The following is a 19,271-nucleotide window of genomic DNA, read 5'->3' as shown; positions in this document are numbered from 1 at the left end:
GCCCGTGAGCAACACGTTCCAGGTCGACCTACGGGGCATCGTCGACCTGCTCAGCCACCACCTCTACGCGAGCCCCCGCGTCTATGTCCGCGAGCTGCTGCAGAACGCCGTCGACGCGATCACGGCGGTCGGGCCCGACCACGCCGGGGCGGTGGCGATCACGTCCGCCGATGCCACCGGGGACGGCACCCTGCGGATCAGTGACAACGGCATCGGCCTCACCGAGGCTCAGGTGCACGAGCTGCTCGCCACCATCGGCCGCAGTTCCAAGCGCGACGAGCTCGGCTTCGCCCGGCACGAGTTCCTCGGCCAGTTCGGCATCGGCCTGCTCTCCTGCTTCCTGGTCGCCGACGAGATCCGCGTGCACACCCGGCGGGAGGGTGCGGCCCCGGTGCTCTGGACCGGTTTCTCCGACGGGCGCTACGAGGTGCGGCCGGGTCCGGAGCGCGAGGCCGGCACCACGGTCACCCTGCTGCCGCGCCGTGGCGCCGAGCATTTCCTGACGGGTACGACCGTCGTCGAACTCGCCACCGTCTATGGCTCTCTGCTGCCGGTCGCCGTGACGGTCGACGACCGGACCGTCACCACGGGCGTCCTCCCGTGGCAGCTGCCGCCGGCCGGCCGGATGGCGTACGCGCAGGAGACCCTGGGTTTCCGGCCGTTCGACGTGATCGAGCTGAACGTGCCCGGTGCCGGGCTCACCGGTGCCGCGTTCGTGCTGCCCACCCCGGTCAACCCGGCCAGCCGCGGCGGGCACCGCGTCTACCTCAAGCGGATGCTGCTCTCGGAGAACGTCGAGGGACTGCTGCCGGAGTGGGCGTTCTTCGCCCGGTGCGTGGTGGACAGCTCCGAGCTGCGGCCGACCGCCAGCCGGGAGGCGCTCTACGACGACGGCATGCTCGCCGAGACCCGCGACGCCATCGCCGACCAGCTGCGCGGCTGGCTGGTCCGGCTGGCCGCCACCGACCCGCACCAGCTCGGCGAGTTCCTGCGGATCCACCACCTCGGGGTCAAGGCGCTCGCCCTGCACGACGACGAGATGTTGCGCCTGGTCGAGCAGTGGTTCCCGATGCAGACCAACATGGGTGAGGTCACCCTCGCCGAGTTCCGGTCCCGGCACGGCGTGCTGCGTTACGCGGCCACCGCCGACGAGTTCCGCCAGCTCGCCGCGGTCGCGGCGGCGCAGGACGTCGGCCTGATCAACGGCGGGTACGTCTACGATGCCGAGCTGATCGAGCGGCTGGCCGCCACCGACCCGGAGGTCCGCGTCGAGCGGCTCGACCCCACCGACCTGACCACCCGGTTCGTTCCGCTGGACACCGAGGTCGAGTTGCGGCTGCGCCCGTTCCTGGCCGCCGCCCAGCGCCGGCTCGACCGGCTGGGCTGTGAGGTGGTGGTCCGCGCGTTCGATCCGGTCACCCTTCCGTCGCTCTACCTGGTCAGTCGGGCAGCGGCGTTCCACGATGAGTTCACCGCGAGCCGCGATGAGGCGGATGATCTGTGGGGCGGGGTGCTGGACGCTTTGTCGCGGACAGTGCCGGCCGACCGTCCGCAACTGGTGCTCAACCATCGCAACCCGTTGGTCCGCCGGGTCGCCGCCCTCGGTGACGCGGAGTTGGCCGGCCTCGCCGTCGAGTCGCTCTACGGCCAGGCCCTGATGCTCGGCCACCACCCGATCCGCCCGTCCGACGCGGCGCTGCTCACCACGTCGTTCCTCGGACTGCTGGACCGGGCCGTCCCGGGGGAGGAGAACCGATGAAGACCGCACAGGAGCTCTGGGAACTGCTGCACCAGGCGTACGACCTGCCGTACGGCGCGGCGCAGATCGCCCTGACCGAACAGGTGCTGCGGCACGTGGAGGCGACCGGCGACCCGGAGTTGCGTTTCCACGCCCGCCTCTTCGCCACCACGGCGTATCTCTACGGCGGTGAGCCGGTGAAGGCGTTCCCGACCTTCTCCTGGTGTGTGAGCGATTTCGACCGCAACCCCGCGCCGTACCACGCGAGCCGGGTGCACAACATGTTGTGGCTGTTCAAGAACATGGTCAGCTCGTTGACGAAGTTTCCCGAGGTGCCGCTGGAGCGGACCTACGCGGTGCTCGACGACATGGAGCGGCGCTACCGCGAGGGCGGCCACGGCCTGCAGCCGGTCTACAAGTACCGCTACCTGGTCGCCGATCACGTCGGTGACACCGAGCAGGCCGAGGAGTGGTTCGCGAAATGGCAGACGGCGCCGCGCAACGAGTTGTCCGACTGCATCGGCTGTGACCCCAGCACCCTGGTCCGGCACCTGGCCGAGAACGGCAAGCACGCCGAGGCGGTCGAGCTGGCCGAGCCGGTGCTGGCCGGCGAGCTGACCTGCTCGGAGCAGCCGCAGAGCATCCTCAGCGACCTGATGGTGCCGTTCCTGCGGATCGGCCGGTTGCGGGAGTCGGCCGACGCGCACCGCCGTTCCTACCTGGTCGAGCGCAACAACCTGGCCGACCTGTGGGGCGTCGGCGACCACATCGCGTTCTGCGCCCGGACCGGCAACGAGAGCCGCGGCCTGGAGATCCTGCAACGGCACATCGACTGGCTGGACCGTGCCCCGTCACCGGCCGCCGCGATGAACTTCGCCGCGTCGGCGGCGTTGCTGCTGCGCCGGGTGACGGTGCTGGGCCACGGCGACTCGCCGATCCGCCGGGCCGGCCGCCCGGACATCACGGCGGCGATGCTCGGCGAGGAGCTGGCCGGGTTCGCCACCGGTCTCGCCGCCAGGTTCGACGCCCGTAACGGCACGTCGCACCAGAGTGCCGTGATCGCCGAGGTGCTGGCCGCCGAGCCGTTCGAGGTGACCGTCCCGCTCTCGCCGACCGCCCGCCGTGCGGGCGCGACGCCTGCCGAGCCGGTGACGGTGCCGGCCGGGCCGGTGGCGTCGCCGGCCACCGCACCGGCCGCCGTGATCCCCGAGATTCCGGCCGAGGCGACCGTTGCGGAACTGCTCGACCTGGCCGAGTTCCTGTCCGCCGACGACCAGGAGGTCGCCGCGGTCGCCGTCGTCGCGGTTCTCGGCGAACGCTTCGGGGAGCCGGCCGACCCGGAACAGGCGGCCCGGTTGCTCACCCTGCGGGGCTTCCACCTGCCCGACGAGGAACACGCGGCGACCGTGGCGGTCTGGAAACGGGCCGCCGACCTGTTCGCCGAGGCCGGCCGGACCGGCGAGGCGGTCAGCGTGCTGGCCCGCGCGGCCCTGGAACGCGTCCGGATGGTCAAGGCCGGCGACGACGACGCCGAGGAGGTCCACGCGGTGGCCCTCGCGGCGGTGCAGGCCGACGTCGCCCACCAGGACGAGCACGGCGACGCCGGTCAGCGGGCCGGCGCCTGGACCCGGCTGTCCACGATGTACCTGCTGCTCGGCCGGATCGACGAGGCCAACGACGCCGGTGACCGTGCCGACGAGCACGCCGTGGCGTCCGGCGACCTCCGGCGGCAGGCCCACCACGCGATGATGCGGGTCCGGAACCGGGCCGAGGCGCACCGGCACGACGAGGCCGGTGAGGCGGCCCGTCAGGCGTGGGAGTTCTACCGCGAGCACGGCCCGGTCACCCTGTCGGCCGGTGCCGCCGCGGCGTTCGGGCAGCTCGCCGACGACCCGGACGAGGTGTTCACCGCGCTCACCGAGGTCATCGGGACCGGTCTGCCCGAGACGGTGCTGACGGCCCGGGTCCACAGGGGGCGGGCGCTGATCCGCCTGGAGCGGTTCGAGGAGGCGATCGACGACTTCGTCGAGGCGGTGGCGGTCTGCGCCGAACAGGGCCGCGATGAGGGTGGCCTCTTCGCCCGGCAGGAGCTCGCCGAGGCGTACCGCGAGGGTGGGCACCTGGCGGAGGCGGCCGAGGTGGGCGAGGAGGCGCTGATCGGGTTCCAGCGGCTGGAGATGGACGAGGCGGCCGACGACACCCGGTTCCTGCTGGCCGCGATCTACCGCGACCTGGGCGACAACCAGCGTGCCCTGGACCTCTACCGCGAACTGATCGAACGGCTGGCGGACAACCCGGCCGGCCGGGGCCAGATCGGTGAGCAGGCCGGCCAGCTGCTCTACGACATGGACCGGGACAGCGAGGCGGCGCTGACCTTCCAGGCGGCCGCCGACGCGTTGCGGGAGTCCGGCGACGCGGTCGGTGAGCTGCGGCTGCTCCGCCGTCAGCTGATGGCGCTCAACTACGCCGACGAGGTGCCCGCCGCCGAGGAGCTGATCAGCACGGTCGCCGGCCACTACGCCGAGCTCCCCGCCGAGCTGGCCGACCACCCCGGGGTGATCTGGGGGAAGGCGATCTTCGCGTTCGAGGTGGGCAACCTGCTGATGCGCCGTGGCCGCTACGCCGACACCGTGCCGCATCTGCGTGACGCGCCGGCACTCCTGCGGGGGATCGAGGCGGACGACGACGCCGATCGGGTGGAGGGGATGCTGGCCGAGGCGCTGCTGCGTTCGGGTGCCGCGGCCGAGTCCGAGGAGATCCTCAACGGCCTGCTGACGAGGATGGGACCGGCCTCGCCCACCCACCAGCTCGCCGCCGAGCTTCTCGAGGAGGCGCGCGCCGCGCGAAAATAAGGCCTAACGACCGTTAAGGCGTGGGTTGACATCGGGTTAGAGTGGCCGGGTGACGACGGTAGAACAGCGGAACCGGGCCACCCCGCCGGCGCCCCGGCGGCGGTCACGCCGCGATGAGATTCTCGAGATCGCGGTGGGTCTCTTCGCCTCCCGTGGCTACCACGGCGTGTCGATGGACGACATCGGATCCGCCGCCGGCGTCACCGGGCCGGCCCTCTATCACCATTTCGCGGGCAAGGAGGCGATGCTGGTCGCCGCCCTGATCCCGGTCAGTGAGGGCCTGCTGCAGGGCGGGCAGGAACGGGTCGGCCGGCATCCGGACGACGCGGAGGCCGCCCTCGCCGACCTGATCGACTTCCATGTGGACTTCGCGCTGGCCAACCCGGCGGTGATCGCTCTGCACCTGCACGAGCTGGATCGCCTGCCGGAGGAGCCCCGCCGGCAGATCCGGCGGCTGCAGCGTCTCTACGTGGAGGAATGGGTCGGCGTGCTGTCGCGGGTGCGCCCGGAGCTGACCGCGCCGGAGGCCCGGGTGCTGGCACACGCCGCGTTCGGCCTGATGAACTCGACGCCGTTCCTGGGCGGCGAGGTGGACCGGCGCCGCCGTGCCCACCTGCTGCGTGAGGCGACGGTGCACGCCCTGACGGGCCACTGATCACCCACTCCCCACCGGGACCAGCGGGAAGGGCCACATGATCGAGTCCTTGCTCATCGCCAACCGGGGCGAGATCGCCCGCCGGATCGTCCGCACCGCGAAGCGGCTGGGGGTGCGGGCCGTCGTGGTGCACTCCGAGGCGGACGCCGGCCTGCCGTTCGTCCTCGAGGCGGACGAGGCGGTCTGTGTCGGACCGGCGAGCCCGGCACAGAGTTACCGCAATGCGGAGGCGATCCTCGCCGCGGCCAAGTCGACGGGTGTCCAGGCGGTGCACCCCGGCTACGGCTTCCTGAGTGAGAACGCGGACTTCGCGCGTACGGTGAGATCGAACGGCCTGGTGTGGGTCGGGCCCGGCGCCGAGGCGATCAGCGCGATGGGCGACAAGATCAATGCCCGAAATCTGATGGCCGCGGCCGGGGTGCCGGTCGCACCGGGCTCACCGGAACCCGCCGGCTCGGCCGAGGCCGCGCTGGCGACCGCGACGGCGATCGGTTTCCCGGTGATGGTCAAGGCGGCTGCCGGCGGCGGCGGCATGGGCATGGCGGTCGCGACCGAAGAGGCCGGGCTCCGCACGGAGTACGACAAGGTGCGTGCCTTCGCCGAGCGGATGTTCGGCGACGGATCGGTGCTGATCGAGCGCTACTTCCCCCGGGTGCGCCACGTGGAGGTGCAGATCCTCGGACTTGCCGACGGCCGGGTGGTGGCCCTCTCCGAGCGGGAGTGCTCGGTGCAGCGCCGCAACCAGAAACTCCTGGAGGAGGCGCCGTCCCCGGCGGTCGGCCCGGAGCTGCGGCAACGGCTGCTGGCCGCCGCGGTCAAGGCGGGCGAGGCGGTCGGTTACCGCAACGCGGGCACAGTGGAGTGTCTGCTGGACCCGGCGAGCGGCGAGTTCTTCTTCCTCGAGATGAACACCCGCCTGCAGGTGGAGCACCCGATCACCGAGCTGATCCACGGCATCGACCTGGTCGAGGAGCAGCTGCGGATCGCGTCCGGTCTCGCCCCGCTGTTCGACCCGGACCGGGCGACCCGGGGGCACGCGATCGAGCTGCGGGTCAACGCGGAGGATCCGAAACGGTTCCTGCCGGGGCCGGGCGCGGTCGCGACCTGGGACGAGCCGGCCGGTGAGGGGATCCGCGTCGACGCGGGCTACGCCGAGGGGACGACGGTCACCCCGTTCTACGACTCGCTGATGGCGAAACTGATCGTCACCGGCGCGGACCGGGACGAGGCGATAGCCCGGGCGCGGGCCGCGGTGGCCGGGTTCCGGATCGCCGGCCCGAAGAACAACCTGCCGTTCTTCGCCGAGCTGCTGGAGAACCCGGAGTTCCTCTCCGGCGACTACGACACCGGCATCGTCTCCCGGATGCGGTGACGTGATGACCACCGCGGTGTCGCTTCGGGAGGTCGCACCCCGCGACGGCCTGCAGAACGAGGAGCCGGTCCCGACCGAGGCGAAGATCCGGCTGATCGACGCGCTGAGCGGCACCGGGGTGCGGCGCATCGAGGCGGTGTCGTTCGTGCATCCGCGGGCCATCCCGCAGATGGCCGACGCGGACGAGGTCTGGGCGAAAGCCTGGCACAACCCGGACGTGCGCTACTCGGCTCTGGTGCCGAACACCCGGGGCGCCCAGCGGGCGATCGCTGCCGGGTTCCGGGAGATCGAGGTGGTGGTGTCGGCCAGCGACACCCACAACCGGCGCAACCTCAACCGGTCCACCGTGGACTCGCTGGACGACATCGCCGGCCTGATCCCGCTGGTGCACGAGGCCGGGGCGACGGTGGAGGTGATCGTCGCGACGAGCTTCGGCTGCCCGTTCGAGGGGGACGTGGATCCGGCGCGGGTGGCGGCCATCGTGGCGCGGGTCCGGGGCGACGGCGCGGACCGCATCGCCTTCGGCGACACCACCGGGATGGCGACGCCGCGCCGGGTGCGGGATCTCCTCGCCGAGGTGCGCCCGGATCTGCTGCACTTCCACGACACCCGCGGTACCGGCCTGGCCAACATCCTGACCGCGCTGGAGCTGGGGATCACCGAGTTCGACGCCAGCGTGGGCGGACTGGGTGGCTGCCCGTACGCGCCGGGTGCCACCGGGAACGTGGCGACCGAGGAGGTGGTGCACATGCTGCACGACATGGGCCTCGACACCGGGGTCGACCTCGACCGACTGATCGTGGCGGCGGAGTTGGCCGAGAGGGTGGTCGGTCGACGGTTGTCGTCGGGTGTTCTGCGGGCCGGACCGCGTACCCGATTGGTGTGATTCACCCTTTTTCTCACGATCATTTTTCCGATTTGTCCCCGTGACTTTCCCGTCCGGGGCCTCGTTATCTATACCGAGCGGCCAATATCGCCTGTTCCGGCCACAACCGGACAAAAACGGTGTATAAGGCCTCGGTAGACGACGAGGGGGTGGGTCATGACGGATGTGATCCATAGCGGTTCCGCCCTCATGCCGTTCCACAACCAGGGGACGGCGAGGAGCCCGGAGCGCCGTGCGGTGCTCACCGGTCACCGGTGGGTTCTGCGTGTACTCGTCGTCGGCGGACTGGCCGGTGCGGCCTGGCTGCTCACCGGCACCACCGCGCAGGCCGCGGACCCTGCGGGCGTGCCCGCCGGGGCCGTGGCGGAGGTGCCCGGCTCCGAACCCGCGGCCGGCGAGCCGCGGCCGACGTCCTCCGTCGCGGGCCTGTGGGCGGTGTCCGTCTCCCCGCAGGCCGGCGGGAACACTGTGGACGAAGCGCCGCCGGTCACGGCAGGGGCCGGCGCGAGACCCGTGGCGACTCCGAGTGGGGAGACACCACGGGCCGGCGCCGCGGAGGACGGTGAGACGCTGCGCATCGGGCATGCAGCCGTCCTGCCGCGCGCCGACACCGCATCCCGGCTCCCGGGCGCGATCGACGCCGGCCCGCGGCGACACCATGTCGCGGCACCGGCCGTCCCTCCCGACTGACGCACCCCGCTCCTTCCGCGGCCCGCGATTCCTCAACCGTTTGCGTACGAACGGCGAATCGCCGACGCCGAGCGCCGTTCCCGGACGTGCTCAGAAACAAAAGGAATAGTGCCCGGGCAGCACTGTGTCCGAAAAGCGTAGTTCCGGATCCGCATGTGAATACGCGGAAATCCTCTTGACGACCTTGCGAGAAAGGCGTGCCTCCTGATGAAGAAGACTTGGGTTCGTAAGACGCTCAGCGTGGGAATCCTGGCCGCGGGCGCGCTGCTGTTCGGCCCGGCCGCGGCGGCGAACGCCACCGAGGGCACCGGCGGCTCCTCCTACGGCAACATCGGCGCGCTCAACGGGAACTCGGTCTCGATCCCGGTGGACATGCCGGTGAACGTCGTCGGCAACAGCGGCGCGCTGCTCGGCGGCAAGAGCGTCGCCGGTGGCAGCGGCAGCAACCAGGTCAAGGGGCAGGGCAAGACCGCTCAGCAGGCCGCCGGCACCAACCTGGGCCTGCTGAACGGCAACTCGATCTCGGTGCCGGTGACCGTGCCGGTCAACGTCTGCGGCAACTCCGACGCGGTGCTGGGGCACAGTGCCGCCGGGGCGTCCTGCTCGAACAGCGTGGGCGGCGTCGGGGGCGGCAACGGGTACGGCTCGGCCGCGAAGGACAAGAAGGGCCGCACGCTGGAGAGCACCACCCGGCAGGGTGGCGGCAACCCGCTGGCGACCAACATCGGGCACCTGAACGGGAACGACATCGCCTCCACGGCCATCTCGCCGGCGAACCTCTGCGGCAACTCGCTCGGCATGCTGGGGCACGCGTACAGCGCCGGGTCCTGCGGCAACGACGTGAGCGGCGGCAAGTACACCAAGCCGGGCAACAGCCACAAGGTGCAGCCGAGCCACGACTGGGCGCACGACCTGTGGCACGGTGGCGCCGGGTACGTCTACGGCGCGGCCCACAACCTGGCCCACGGTGGCGTCAAGACCACGTCTCCGGCCGCCGGCAACCTCGGCGTCCTGAACGGCAACTCGATCAACATCCCGATCACCGTGCCGGTCAACCACTGCGGCAACTCCCTCGGGCTGGCCGGTGCGGCGTACGGCTCGGGCAGCTGCGGCAACAACGTGGGTGGCGGCTACCAGCACAAGGGTGGCCAGAAGCCGATGAAGCCCGGCTACGGCGGCCAGGGCGCTCTCAACAACACGGTCGACGTCCTGGACAACGACTACGTGGTCCTGGACAACCAGGACAGCGGTGCGCTGGACAACGGCGCGGGTGGCGCCATCGACGCGGGCGGCCAGGGCGGTCACGGCGGCCAGGGCCACGGGAACAAGGGCGGCAAGGGCCACGGCAACGGCGGCTACGTCAGCCCGGACATGTACGCCGACCAGGGCGGCGACGCCGACACCGGCAACGGCGGCCGCAAGACGGAGGCCACGGTGAACCGGCTGACCGGTGGTCTCGGCACCGGCAGCCTCGGCGGACTGGACCTGCTCGACGCGGTGCGCTGACCGCGCGTCGCACTGGAACGGGGTCACACGCCGGTCCCGGGCGTGGACCCGGCCCGCCGGTGCTCCTCCACAGCGCCGGCGACAGTTGAACGGGGGTTCCCGCATCACGCGGGGACTCCCGTTCGTCGTTGCCGGAACACGCAGGGTCGTTGCCGGAGCGCGCCCGGTGAGTTAGCCTAACGCTCGTTAAGGTCTAACGAGCGTTAAGGCGAATCGGAGGACGCGATGGACGGCGACGCGCTCGCGGGTGCCCGCAAACGGGTGCTGGCCGGTGGGGCGGAGCGCTACCACGCCGCCAACGCCGCCAAGGGCAAACTCTTCGCCCGGGAACGGGTCGCCCTGCTGGTCGACGAGGGTTCGTTCGTCGAGGACGGGCTGTTCGCCAACAGCCTCGCCGACGGGCTGCCCGCCGACGGGGTGATCACCGGAGCCGCCCGGATCGACGGCCGCGACGTGCGATTGATGGCCAACGACTCCACGGTCAAAGCCGGGTCGTGGGGCGCGCGCACCGTCGAGAAGATCATCCGGGCCATCGAGCGGGCCTACCGGGACGGCGTGCCGATGATCTATCTCGTCGACTCGGCCGGCGCCCGCATCACCGACCAGGTCGACCTCTTCCCCGGGCCGCGCGGCGCCGGCCGGATCTTCCACAACCAGGTCCGGGCGTCCGGCGCGATTCCGCAGGTCTGTGCCCTGTTCGGGCCGTCCGCGGCGGGCGGCGCCTACATCCCGGCGTTCTGCGACGTGGTGGCCATGGTGGACGGCAACGCCAGCATGTACCTCGGTTCCGACCGGATGGTCGAGATGGTCACCGGGGAGAAGACGACGCTGGAGGCGATGGGCGGCGCCCGGGTGCACTGCGCCGAGTCGGGCGTCGGGCACTTCCTCTGCAAGAGCGAGCGCGAGGCGCTCGACGTGGTCCGGACCTACCTCTCCTACCTGCCGGCCAACTGGACCGAGCGTCCGCCGTCGGAGGCCGCCACCGCCCCGGCGGGCATCGATCTGGGCGCCTTGGTCCCGGTGAGTGAGCGGCAGGCCTTCGACATGCGGCGGTACGTGAAAGGCCTGGTCGACGAGAATTCCTTCTTCGAGATCCACGCGTTGTGGGCCCGGGAGTTGACGGTCGGATTCGCTCGTCTGGACGGCGAGGTGGTCGGCGTCGTCGGCAACAATTCGATGTTCAAGGGCGGGGTGCTGTTCGTGGACTCGGCCGACAAGGCCGCCCGTTTCGTCCAGCTCTGCGATGCCTTCAACGTCCCGTTGCTCTTCCTCACCGACGTGCCCGGCTTCATGGTCGGCACCGCGGTGGAGAAGCAGGGCATCATCCGGCACGGCGCCAAGATGATCACCGCGATCGCCGAGGCGACGGTTCCCAAGATCTGTGTGGTGGTCCGTAAGGCGTACGGGGCCGGCTTGTACGCGATGGCCGGGCCCGGGTTCGAGCCGGACGCCACGATCGCCCTGCCCACCGCCAAGATCGCGGTGATGGGCGCCGAGGCCGCGGTCAACGCGGTGTACGCCAACAAGATCGCTGCGATCGAGGACGCCGGGGAACGGGCCGCCTTCGTCGCCGCGCGCCGCGCCGAGTACGAGCGCGACATCGACATCATGCGCCTGGCCAGCGAACTCGTCGTGGACGCCGTGGTCGAACCCGGCGACCTGCGCGACGAACTGGTCCGGCGGTTCTCCGCCGCGCGGGGCAGGGACCGCGCGTTCTCCCGGCGCCGGCACGGCGTCACCCCGGTCTAGAAGGAGCACAGGTCATGGTCGACTTCCGGCTCGCCGACGAGCACGAGGAGTTGCGCGCGAGTGTCCGGGAGTTCGCGCGTGAGCAGGTCGCCCCGGTCATCGCCGATCACTACGAGAACCGGACGTTCCCGTACGAGATCGTGCGCCAGATGGGCAAGATGGGCCTCTTCGGGCTGCCGTTCCCGGAGGAGTTCGGCGGGATGGGCGGCGACTACTTCGCGCTCTGCCTGGCGCTGGAGGAACTGGCCAGGGTGGACAGTTCGGTGGCGGTGACCCTGGAGGCCGCCGTGTCGCTGGGCGCCATGCCGATCTTCCGGTACGGCACCGCCGACCAGAAGCAGCGCTGGCTCCCCCGGCTGACCAGCGGCGAGGCCCTGGCCGCATTCGGGTTGACCGAGCCGGGCTGCGGGTCGGACGCGGCGGGCACCACCACGCGCGCGGTCCTCGACGAGGACACCGGCGAATGGGTGATCAACGGGACCAAGGCGTTCATCACCAACTCCGGTACCGACATCACCTGTCTGGTCACGGTCATGGCGGTGACCGGCCGCAACGCGGACGGCAGCAAGGAACTGTCGACGATCGTGGTGCCGTCCGGGACACCCGGCTTCACCGTCGCCCCCGGCTATTCGAAGGTCGGCTGGTGCGCGTCGGACACCCACGAGCTGTCGTTCGACGACGTCCGGGTGCCGCAGGCGTTCCTGCTCGGCGAACGGGGCCGTGGTCTGGCCCAGTTCCTGCGGATCCTCGACGAGGGGCGGATCGCGATCGCAGCCCTCTCCGTCGGTCTCGCCCAGGGCTGCGTGGACGAGTCGGTCGCGTACGCCAAGCAGCGCACCGCGTTCGGCCGGCCGATCGGCGACCACCAGGCGGTGCAGTTCCTGATCGCGGACATGGAACTGCGCGCGCACGTGGCCCGGCTCGGCTACTACGACGCGGCCGCCCGGCTGCTCGATGGCGACGACTTCAAGCGTTATGCGGCGATCGCCAAACTCAACGCCAGCAACGCCGCGATGGAGAACAGCCGGTACGCCACGCAGGTCCACGGCGGGTACGGCTTCATGAACGAGTCCGCGGTGGGCCGGTTCTACCGAGACGCCAAGATCCTCGAAGTCGGTGAGGGGACGTCCGAGGTGCAGCGCATGCTGATCGCCCGGGGGTTGGGTCTCTAGATCAAGCGGGCTGGGCCGTCTCCGCGCTGCCCGCCGCGGCGCACGGGTTCACCGCGTCGCGGATGGTGCGCAGGGAGTCGAGCAACTGGGTGAGCTGGTCCGTCGGGAGCATTCCGACATACCACTTCTGCAGCAGCTCGAGGTGCCCCGGCAGGACCTCGGCGATGCGCTGCGAACCGGCTTCGGTGATCACCGCGTAGGAGCTGCGCCGGTCGCTCGGGCAGGCCTCGCGGCAGACCAGGCCGCTGCGCTCCATCCGGTCGACGACGCGGGTGACGCCGCTGGTGGAGAGCGTGGTCTGGCCGGCGAGGTCGGTCATGCGCAGGCGTTTGCCCGGTGAGCGGGCCAGTCGCATCAGCACCTCGAACTCGACCTGCGAGAGCCGGTGCTCGTCGAACTGGGCGGCGAGCCGGTTCATCAATCCGGTGTATGCCTCGGCGAGCAGTCCGACCGCGGTCAGGCGTGGGTCGTCGAGGAGGTCCTCCCGATCTGTGTTCACCCGGTAACCCTAGCAGGCACTTGACAGAGCAACTATTGCCGAGCATATAGTTGCTCCGTCACACAAGCATCCGCGGCGTTCCCCTGGAGAAGAGGCATCACCATGACCGTCAGCACGCGTGAGTTCGAGGGACTGCAGATCCCGGCCGCCGGCACCTACGAGCTGGACGCCGCTCACAAGCGCGTCGGCTTCGTGGTGAAACACCTCATGGTCAGCAAGATCCGTGGCCAGTTCGCCGAGGCGAGCGCCACCATCGTCGTGGGCGAGAACCCGCTGGACTCCTCGGTCAGCGCCTCGATCAAGGCCGCCAGCATCGAGACCGGCGTGGTCGACCGTGACAACCACCTGCGCACCGGCGACTTCCTCGAGGCGGAGAAGTTCCCGACCCTCGAGTTCCGCAGCACCGGCGTGAAGTCCCACTCGGGTGCCGAGTTCGTCCTCGACGGTGAGCTCACCATCAAGGACGTGACCCGCCCGGTCGAGCTGGTCGTCGAGTTCGAGGGCGCTGCCACCAGCCCCTACGGCCAGCACGTCTTCGGCTTCAGCGCGCACACCGAGATCGACCGCACCGACTGGGGCCTGACCTACAACATGGCCCTGGAGACCGGTGGCGTGCTCATCGGCAACAAGATCAAGATTGAGATCGAGGGCGAGGCCATCCTCCAGGCCTGATCCCCACGAGATCTCCCACGAGGCGTCGCCCGGTTCGGGCGGCGCCTCGTTGTGCTGGCGATCCCCCACGCGAGGTGGCAAGGTGAACCGAGCGCAAGCGTTCGCTCACAGAGTGGTGATCGACGTCCGATTCGTCCCCGGCCGTCGCGGGAGTGCACATGGGTAAAGACCTGGTGGGCGCCGTTTTCTCAGCACAGGACCGCGTGCGGTTCCGCAACAAAGTCCGTCGATGTCTCGGCGTGCTGGAACGCATGCTCGACGACGGGCGGTTCGACGGGGACGAGCCGATGACCGGCCTGGAGATCGAGATCAACCTGGTCGACGCGGACGCCGAGCCGGCCATGCGCAACGCCGAAGTGCTGGCCGAGCTGGGCGACGACCGGTTCCAGTCGGAACTGGGCAAGTTCAACATCGAGCTCAACGTGCCGCCACGGCTGATCGCCGGTGCCGGCCTGGGTGACTACGAAGAGGACATTCTGGACGCTCTGCGGGGCGCCGCCGAATGCACCCGCAAGACCGAGACCCGGCTGGCCCTGGTCGGCATGCTCCCCACCCTGGTCCCCGGGCACCTGGTCCTGGACAACCTTTCGATCAACGACCGGTTCCAGGCGCTGAACACCGAGATCGTCGGCGCCCGCGGCGACGACTTCCACGTCGACATCCAGGGTGCCGAACGGCTCCGGATCAGCAGCGACTCGATCGCCCCGGAAGCCGCCTGCACCAGCGTGCAGTTCCACCTCCAGGTCGCGCCGGCGGACTTCGCGCGGTACTGGAACGCCTCCCAGGCCGTCGCCGGCGTGCAGGTCGCCCTCGGCGCCAACTCGCCGTTCCTGCACCGCCGCCGGCTCTGGGCGGAGACCCGGATCGCCTTCTTCGAGCAGGCCACCGACGCGCGCCCCGATGAATTCAAAGCCCAGGGGGTACGCCCGCGCGTCTGGTTCGGCGACGCGTGGATCACCTCGGTCCTCGACCTGTACGCGGAGAACGTCCGCTTCTTCCCGCCGCTGCTCCCCGAGATCAGTGGCGAGGACCCGGAGGCGGTGGTCGCGTCCGGCGGGGTACCGCAACTCCCCGAGCTACGGCTGCACAACGGCACGGTCTACCGCTGGAACCGGCCGGTCTACGACGTGATGAACGGGCGCCCGCACCTGCGCGTGGAGAACCGGGTGCTGCCCTCCGGGCCGACCGTCGTCGACCTGCTCGCCAACGCGGCGTTCTACTTCGGGCTGGTGCGCGAGCTGGCCGAGGACGACCGCCCGGTCTGGGCGGATCTTCCGTTCAGTGCGGCCGCGGCGAACTTCCAGCGGGGTGCGCGGGACGGCATCGATGCATGCGTACGCTGGCCCGGCTCGGAGAACGTGCCGGTGGTGGATCTGGTGCTGGGAACGCTGTTGCCGAAGGCGTATGCCGGTCTGGACCGGTACGGCGTGCACCCGGTCCACCGCGACCGGCTGCTCGGCATCATCGGGGAGCGGTGCCGGACCCGTCGCAACGGCGCCTCCTGGCAGACCCAGACGGTCCGCCGGGCCGAACGGGAGCACGGTCTGGACCGGGACGCGGCGCTGCGCGAGATGACCCAGCGCTATCTCGAGTTGCAGCGGGCGAACGAGCCGGTGCACACCTGGCCGGTGCACTGAATCGCCGGCCAGGTGTGCGACCGGTCTCGTTGAGCTGCCGTCTTCTCCGGTCGGCGGTCAGGTGCCGTTCTTCGGGTTGATCCGGGCCACGGCCGGGTTGGCCGGCGGCGGCGTGATGGTGCCGCTCTTGCGGGGCGGAGGCCGTTTCGATCCGGAGGACTTCCGCGCGGCCGCGGCGATCTCCGGGTCACCGACCTTGTCGGATTTGTCGTTCTTATCGGTAGGTGCCGTGACGTTTCCCATTCGTGCCGGGGTCGCCTTGGCCGGAGCGGGTCGCGGGGCCGGCGGCGGATTGACCGGCGCGGGCGCCTGCGGCGGGGCGTTCGTCGGGATCGGTGTCTTCGGTGCGGAGTCCGATGTGGCCGTTTTGCGGGAGAAGAGTCCGCGGAGAGGCTTCGGCGACGCTTCCTTCGCGGGTTCCTCTTTCAGCCCCAGCAGCGGGCTCGGCCCCTCCTTGAGGTTGCCGGGCTCGTTCTTGAGGCTGCGCAGCCACTCGCTGGTGGACTCGTCCTCCGCCACGCCGGAGGCGCCACCCTTGCCGGGCTTCCCGTCGGCCGGTTTCGCCGGAGCGGGATTCTCGGTGGCCGGCGTCTCGGCCGGGGGCTTCTCCGTGACCGGCCTCTCGACCGTCGGCTTCTCGGCGGGAACAGCGGACTCCGCCGCCGCGGCCTTACGGCCCCGGGCCCGGGGCGCGGGGGCCGGAGCCGCCGGGGCGGGCGGCACCGGTTCGGGCGCCGGGGGCAGTGCCGGAGCCGTGGGACCGGGAGCCGCCGGCTCGCTGCGCAGGCCCGACCGGACGTCGCGCCGGCGGGTGAGCGTCACCGTCACCGCCGAACCACCGAGCCCGGCGAGAACGGCGTACGGCGCGATCAGATAGGCCGACTGCAGCGGGCCCAGCGCCTCGGTCAGCTGCGGCGCCAGGATCAGGAACGAGAACGCGACGAGCAACGGGCCGACCGCACCCGAGATCGCGTTGCTCAGCCCCAGATTGCCCCGGCGGGCCGCCGGCCAGGACGCGACCAGACCGATGCCGAACGCCGCGACCAGGGTCAGCAGCGCGCTCGGCCAGTAGATCCCGCCGTAGCGCACCGGGTCGATCGACTCGGCGAACTGCCAGCTCGTCAGATAGGTGGCCAGGTCACGTCCACTGGCGAGCTCGACGGCCACCCCCGCGACGGCGAGTGCCCACAGCCACGCGGCAGTGCCGATCAGGTTCGCCGCGACCGGGCTCGAGGAGACCGCCCAGAACGCGATGATCAGCCCGGCGATCAGTCCGGCGACCGCGTAGCCACTGGCCACCAGCTGCGGGGAGAGCGTGCCCGGGTGAACCGCCGACCGGGCCGGCAGCGCCACCAGGGCGACCGACACCAGAGCGCCCAGCGCGGCTGCCGCGGCGAGACTGAACCGCCGGAAGCCACGCCACCGGCCGCCCTGCTCCGTGCGTAGTCGCCCGGCGATCACCGCGCCGAGCATCGTTGCGCTTGCTGTGATCCATGTCGCCCAGCCGAGACTGCCCAGCCACACGCTCTCGGCGGCGGCCGGGGTCATCGGCCATGCGATCACGCCCAAGCCGTAACCCAGACCCAGCTGGGCGGTGCCGGCTCCGGCGGATATCCCAGCGGCCGTGGCCGCCTGTGTTGTCCAGCCCTTCTCGGCCATGCCGGGCACTGTACTGGCCCCGGCCGATGTCTGCGAACCGACGTTTGCCGGGGTGACACCGTGTGGCGGCAAGATTCGATACGTTGACGGGTGTCATCGCTGCCCGCACGTGGGGATTCGTCCCATGTCGGATATCAGAGATCAGTCGGGTTACGGGTTGCGACGGCCGACGAGAGGGAGCGGGGATGTCCGACGAGCGCGAGCCGGGTCGCGACGAAACGCGGCCCATGTCCCCCGTGAACGATGCGGACGCCACCGCGGTGGACCGGAATCAGCCGTCCGGTGGTCCCCGATCGGATGACGCCGATCAACGTGTCTGGACCGGACGGGCCGGAGTGCGACCGCCACGGCCCGGCACCGCCGACTACGACACCGAGCCGGACTGGGCCGACACCCTGCCGTCCGAGCCGTCCGGCCGCTGGTGGGCGCCGATTGCCGTCGGCACCCTGGCACTGCTGCTGCTCGGACTGCTCGTGGTGGGCGTCGTCCTGATCGTGCAGAACGCGGGCGGTGGCACCGAGAGCCCGTCACCGACCCCGACACTGGCGACCACGACGACCGGTGACGGTGCCGAGACCGATCCGACGGGCACCGTGTCCACGCCGGCCCCGCAGATCACCACTACCCCGACGACCGAACCGGCGAGCACCGAGGTCACGGTGCCGGCGCTGCGCGGGATGCCGCTGGCCGACGCGCAGGCCGCGCTGGACCGCACCGGACTCCGCAACCGGGTCATCCGGATCCCGAGCGACGCCGAACCGGGCACCGTGATCGACAGTGATCCGGCGGAAGGCCGGCAGGTCCCGTCGGACACCCGCGTCACGCTCGTCGTCGCGTCCGAGCAGACGTCCGAGCCGACCACCGCACCGACAGCCTCGGCCGCGTCGTCCCCGAGCCCCGCCGGCTGAGCCCGGGACCGCATCCGGGTGCGTCGGGTGGCTCAGTCGATAGTGAGCGTCGTGACCGGGCCTGATCCTGTCCGCCGAGATCATGGCCGGGTCGCTGGACGCGGGGTGGGTCAGCGGTGGGCGCGAACCGGGCGGGACGGGGCCACGCCGGGACGCGCCGCGGGCTGTCGACCGTTGCGGGCCCGCGGATCGGGGGCCTTGCCGACCGGGCGCAAGCCGTTGACCTGCACGAAGATGGAGCGGCGTTCCACGGCGTCGCCGGCCGAGTTCAGCTCGTAGCCGTCGAGCCAGACCCAGCCCTCGTACGTCGGCCAGTCATGGACCCGGATGACCCGGAAGAGCATCGGTGATGCGAATTGGACGCTCGCGGCCTTCGTCACGTGGATGACATCGCCGGACCGAGGAAGAACCACGTCATCTCCTGCCCTGAGACTCGTGTGGGTGGACTGAATAAGGCACGGATGCACCAGTCTGACCGGTTATCGCACCTTGGCAAGACTCCTATGGGGGAACCATGGGAGACGGTTGCGGAAAGTCACCGTTGCCGACCGCTTCACCAAGATCGGTGCATTGGTCCATGGTGGACCCGCGGTGGCTCAGCGCCCCGTTTTGGACGTTGTTGTGTGGTGTTACGTCTGGCTTGTCCGCATCTCCCAAGAACGTTAAGTGATGCAAGCCATACGCAAAGATTGCACCACCAGTCTTGTCGATGCAAGTTGCATGTACGCCATCCGTGATCCTCCGTGATCATCCACTGTGGCCTGACGATCACGTTCGGACCGGCGGAGCTGTCCGTGAGGTGTGGTGCTCACGGTGGGCGGACGGGTTGTCCGCCGGTCAAGATATCCCGCCGTGTCGCGTCACAAACATCCATCGACTCGGCATTTTGGACAATTGCTTTTCTACCTGCAGGAGGACCCGTAAAACGTCCCTAAATCCCGTTCGGCATCGGATGGTGAACGCGTCATTCGCACCCTTGAGCAGTGGTTATGGCGGTTTGAAGATCAATGCAGTGGATCCGGCGGTAATCGCTGAGGTGGCCATCGGTCTCATCGGAACCATCCGATGGGACGACCCCGTTCGCAGAATCGCGTGACCGCTCCGCGACCCGGCGGGGTCACAGTCGTTACTGATTCAGGACGATCCAATCGATCTCTGGGCGATGCTCGATGGGCCGGCAGGCCCCGGCAAGCCGGCGACGACATGTCACCGACGGGCGAGTCGCATGCGGAGCCGGTCCCCGGAACGGGGCCACCGCCGAGATCACACTTGGCAG

15 protein-coding genes are annotated in these 19,271 nt (G+C 70.4%); 12 read left to right on the top strand and 3 right to left on the bottom strand.

Annotated features, from left to right (window positions below):
* Window positions 1-4 precede the first annotated feature (4 nt).
* From QSK32_RS37960 to QSK32_RS37920, 9 genes are all read left to right on the top strand, one after another.
* Window positions 5-1,759 carry an HSP90 family protein gene (locus QSK32_RS37960; protein WP_285474652.1) on the top strand — a complete coding sequence of 585 codons (1,755 nt, stop codon included), beginning with the start codon at window positions 5-7 and terminating at the stop codon, window positions 1,757-1,759.
* Window positions 1,756-4,590, top strand: a complete 2,835-nt coding sequence (locus QSK32_RS37955; protein ID WP_285474651.1) for a tetratricopeptide repeat protein — start codon at window positions 1,756-1,758, stop codon at window positions 4,588-4,590. The genes QSK32_RS37960 and QSK32_RS37955 overlap by 4 nt, the downstream gene beginning before the upstream one ends.
* Window positions 4,591-4,639: 49 nt before the next feature.
* Window positions 4,640-5,245 (top strand): TetR/AcrR family transcriptional regulator, encoded by a 606-nt coding sequence (locus QSK32_RS37950; protein WP_045742523.1) that lies wholly within the window; start codon window positions 4,640-4,642, stop codon window positions 5,243-5,245.
* Between the two features lie 37 nt (window positions 5,246-5,282).
* Window positions 5,283-6,617 (top strand): acetyl-CoA carboxylase biotin carboxylase subunit, encoded by a 1,335-nt coding sequence (locus tag QSK32_RS37945; RefSeq protein ID WP_045742524.1) that lies wholly within the window; start codon window positions 5,283-5,285, stop codon window positions 6,615-6,617.
* Between the two features lie 4 nt (window positions 6,618-6,621).
* A complete protein-coding gene (locus tag QSK32_RS37940; protein WP_045742625.1) occupies window positions 6,622-7,503 on the top strand; it encodes a hydroxymethylglutaryl-CoA lyase in 882 nt (293 codons plus the stop codon).
* Window positions 7,504-7,659: 156 nt separating this feature from the next.
* The gene (locus tag QSK32_RS37935; RefSeq protein ID WP_285474650.1) at window positions 7,660-8,193 is read left to right on the top strand and encodes a hypothetical protein; all 534 of its coding nucleotides are present in this window, start codon (window positions 7,660-7,662) and stop codon (window positions 8,191-8,193) included.
* 207 nt (window positions 8,194-8,400) lie between these two features.
* On the top strand, window positions 8,401-9,699 hold the full coding sequence (locus tag QSK32_RS37930; protein ID WP_285474649.1) for a chaplin family protein: 1,299 nt from the start codon (window positions 8,401-8,403) through the stop codon (window positions 9,697-9,699).
* A gap of 225 nt (window positions 9,700-9,924) precedes the next feature.
* A complete protein-coding gene (locus tag QSK32_RS37925; RefSeq protein WP_285474648.1) occupies window positions 9,925-11,448 on the top strand; it encodes an acyl-CoA carboxylase subunit beta in 1,524 nt (507 codons plus the stop codon).
* Window positions 11,449-11,462: 14 nt separating this feature from the next.
* Window positions 11,463-12,620 carry an acyl-CoA dehydrogenase family protein gene (locus tag QSK32_RS37920; protein WP_045742528.1) on the top strand — a complete coding sequence of 386 codons (1,158 nt, stop codon included), beginning with the start codon at window positions 11,463-11,465 and terminating at the stop codon, window positions 12,618-12,620.
* Window position 12,621: 1 nt separating this feature from the next.
* Here the strand turns inward: QSK32_RS37920 and QSK32_RS37915 are convergent, their stop codons facing one another.
* Window positions 12,622-13,038 (bottom strand): MarR family winged helix-turn-helix transcriptional regulator, encoded by a 417-nt coding sequence (locus tag QSK32_RS37915; protein WP_425394648.1) that lies wholly within the window; start codon window positions 13,036-13,038, stop codon window positions 12,622-12,624.
* 183 nt (window positions 13,039-13,221) lie between these two features.
* On the opposite strand from QSK32_RS37915, the gene QSK32_RS37910 reads away from it, so the two are divergent.
* Together QSK32_RS37910 and QSK32_RS37905 are read left to right on the top strand one after the other, a co-directional pair.
* Window positions 13,222-13,791, top strand: coding sequence for a YceI family protein (locus QSK32_RS37910; protein ID WP_045742530.1), 570 nt, complete (start codon window positions 13,222-13,224; stop codon window positions 13,789-13,791).
* Window positions 13,792-13,949: 158 nt separating this feature from the next.
* Complete coding sequence (locus QSK32_RS37905; RefSeq protein WP_285474647.1) at window positions 13,950-15,428, top strand: glutamate-cysteine ligase family protein; 1,479 nt, start codon at window positions 13,950-13,952, stop codon at window positions 15,426-15,428.
* Window positions 15,429-15,485: 57 nt separating this feature from the next.
* Here QSK32_RS37905 and QSK32_RS37900 read toward each other — a convergent pair whose 3' ends face one another.
* Window positions 15,486-17,087, bottom strand: a complete 1,602-nt coding sequence (locus tag QSK32_RS37900; RefSeq protein WP_285474646.1) for a Hansenula MRAKII killer toxin-resistant protein 1 — start codon at window positions 17,085-17,087, stop codon at window positions 15,486-15,488.
* Between the two features lie 236 nt (window positions 17,088-17,323).
* Between QSK32_RS37900 and QSK32_RS37895 the strand changes: the two genes are divergently transcribed.
* Window positions 17,324-17,995, top strand: coding sequence for a PASTA domain-containing protein (locus QSK32_RS37895; protein WP_285474645.1), 672 nt, complete (start codon window positions 17,324-17,326; stop codon window positions 17,993-17,995).
* A 110-nt stretch (window positions 17,996-18,105) separates the two neighbouring features.
* Here the strand turns inward: QSK32_RS37895 and QSK32_RS37890 are convergent, their stop codons facing one another.
* Entirely contained in the window at window positions 18,106-18,408 is a 303-nt protein-coding gene (locus QSK32_RS37890) for a hypothetical protein (protein WP_045742533.1), read from the bottom strand.
* Window positions 18,409-19,271 lie beyond the last annotated feature (863 nt).

The sequence above is a fragment of the Actinoplanes sp. NBRC 101535 genome (genome assembly GCF_030269225.1).
Lineage (GTDB): Bacteria > Actinomycetota > Actinomycetes > Mycobacteriales > Micromonosporaceae > Actinoplanes > Actinoplanes rectilineatus.
The sequence above is the reverse complement of the archived record's forward strand: the minus strand, read 5'-3'. Positions and strand labels throughout refer to the sequence as shown.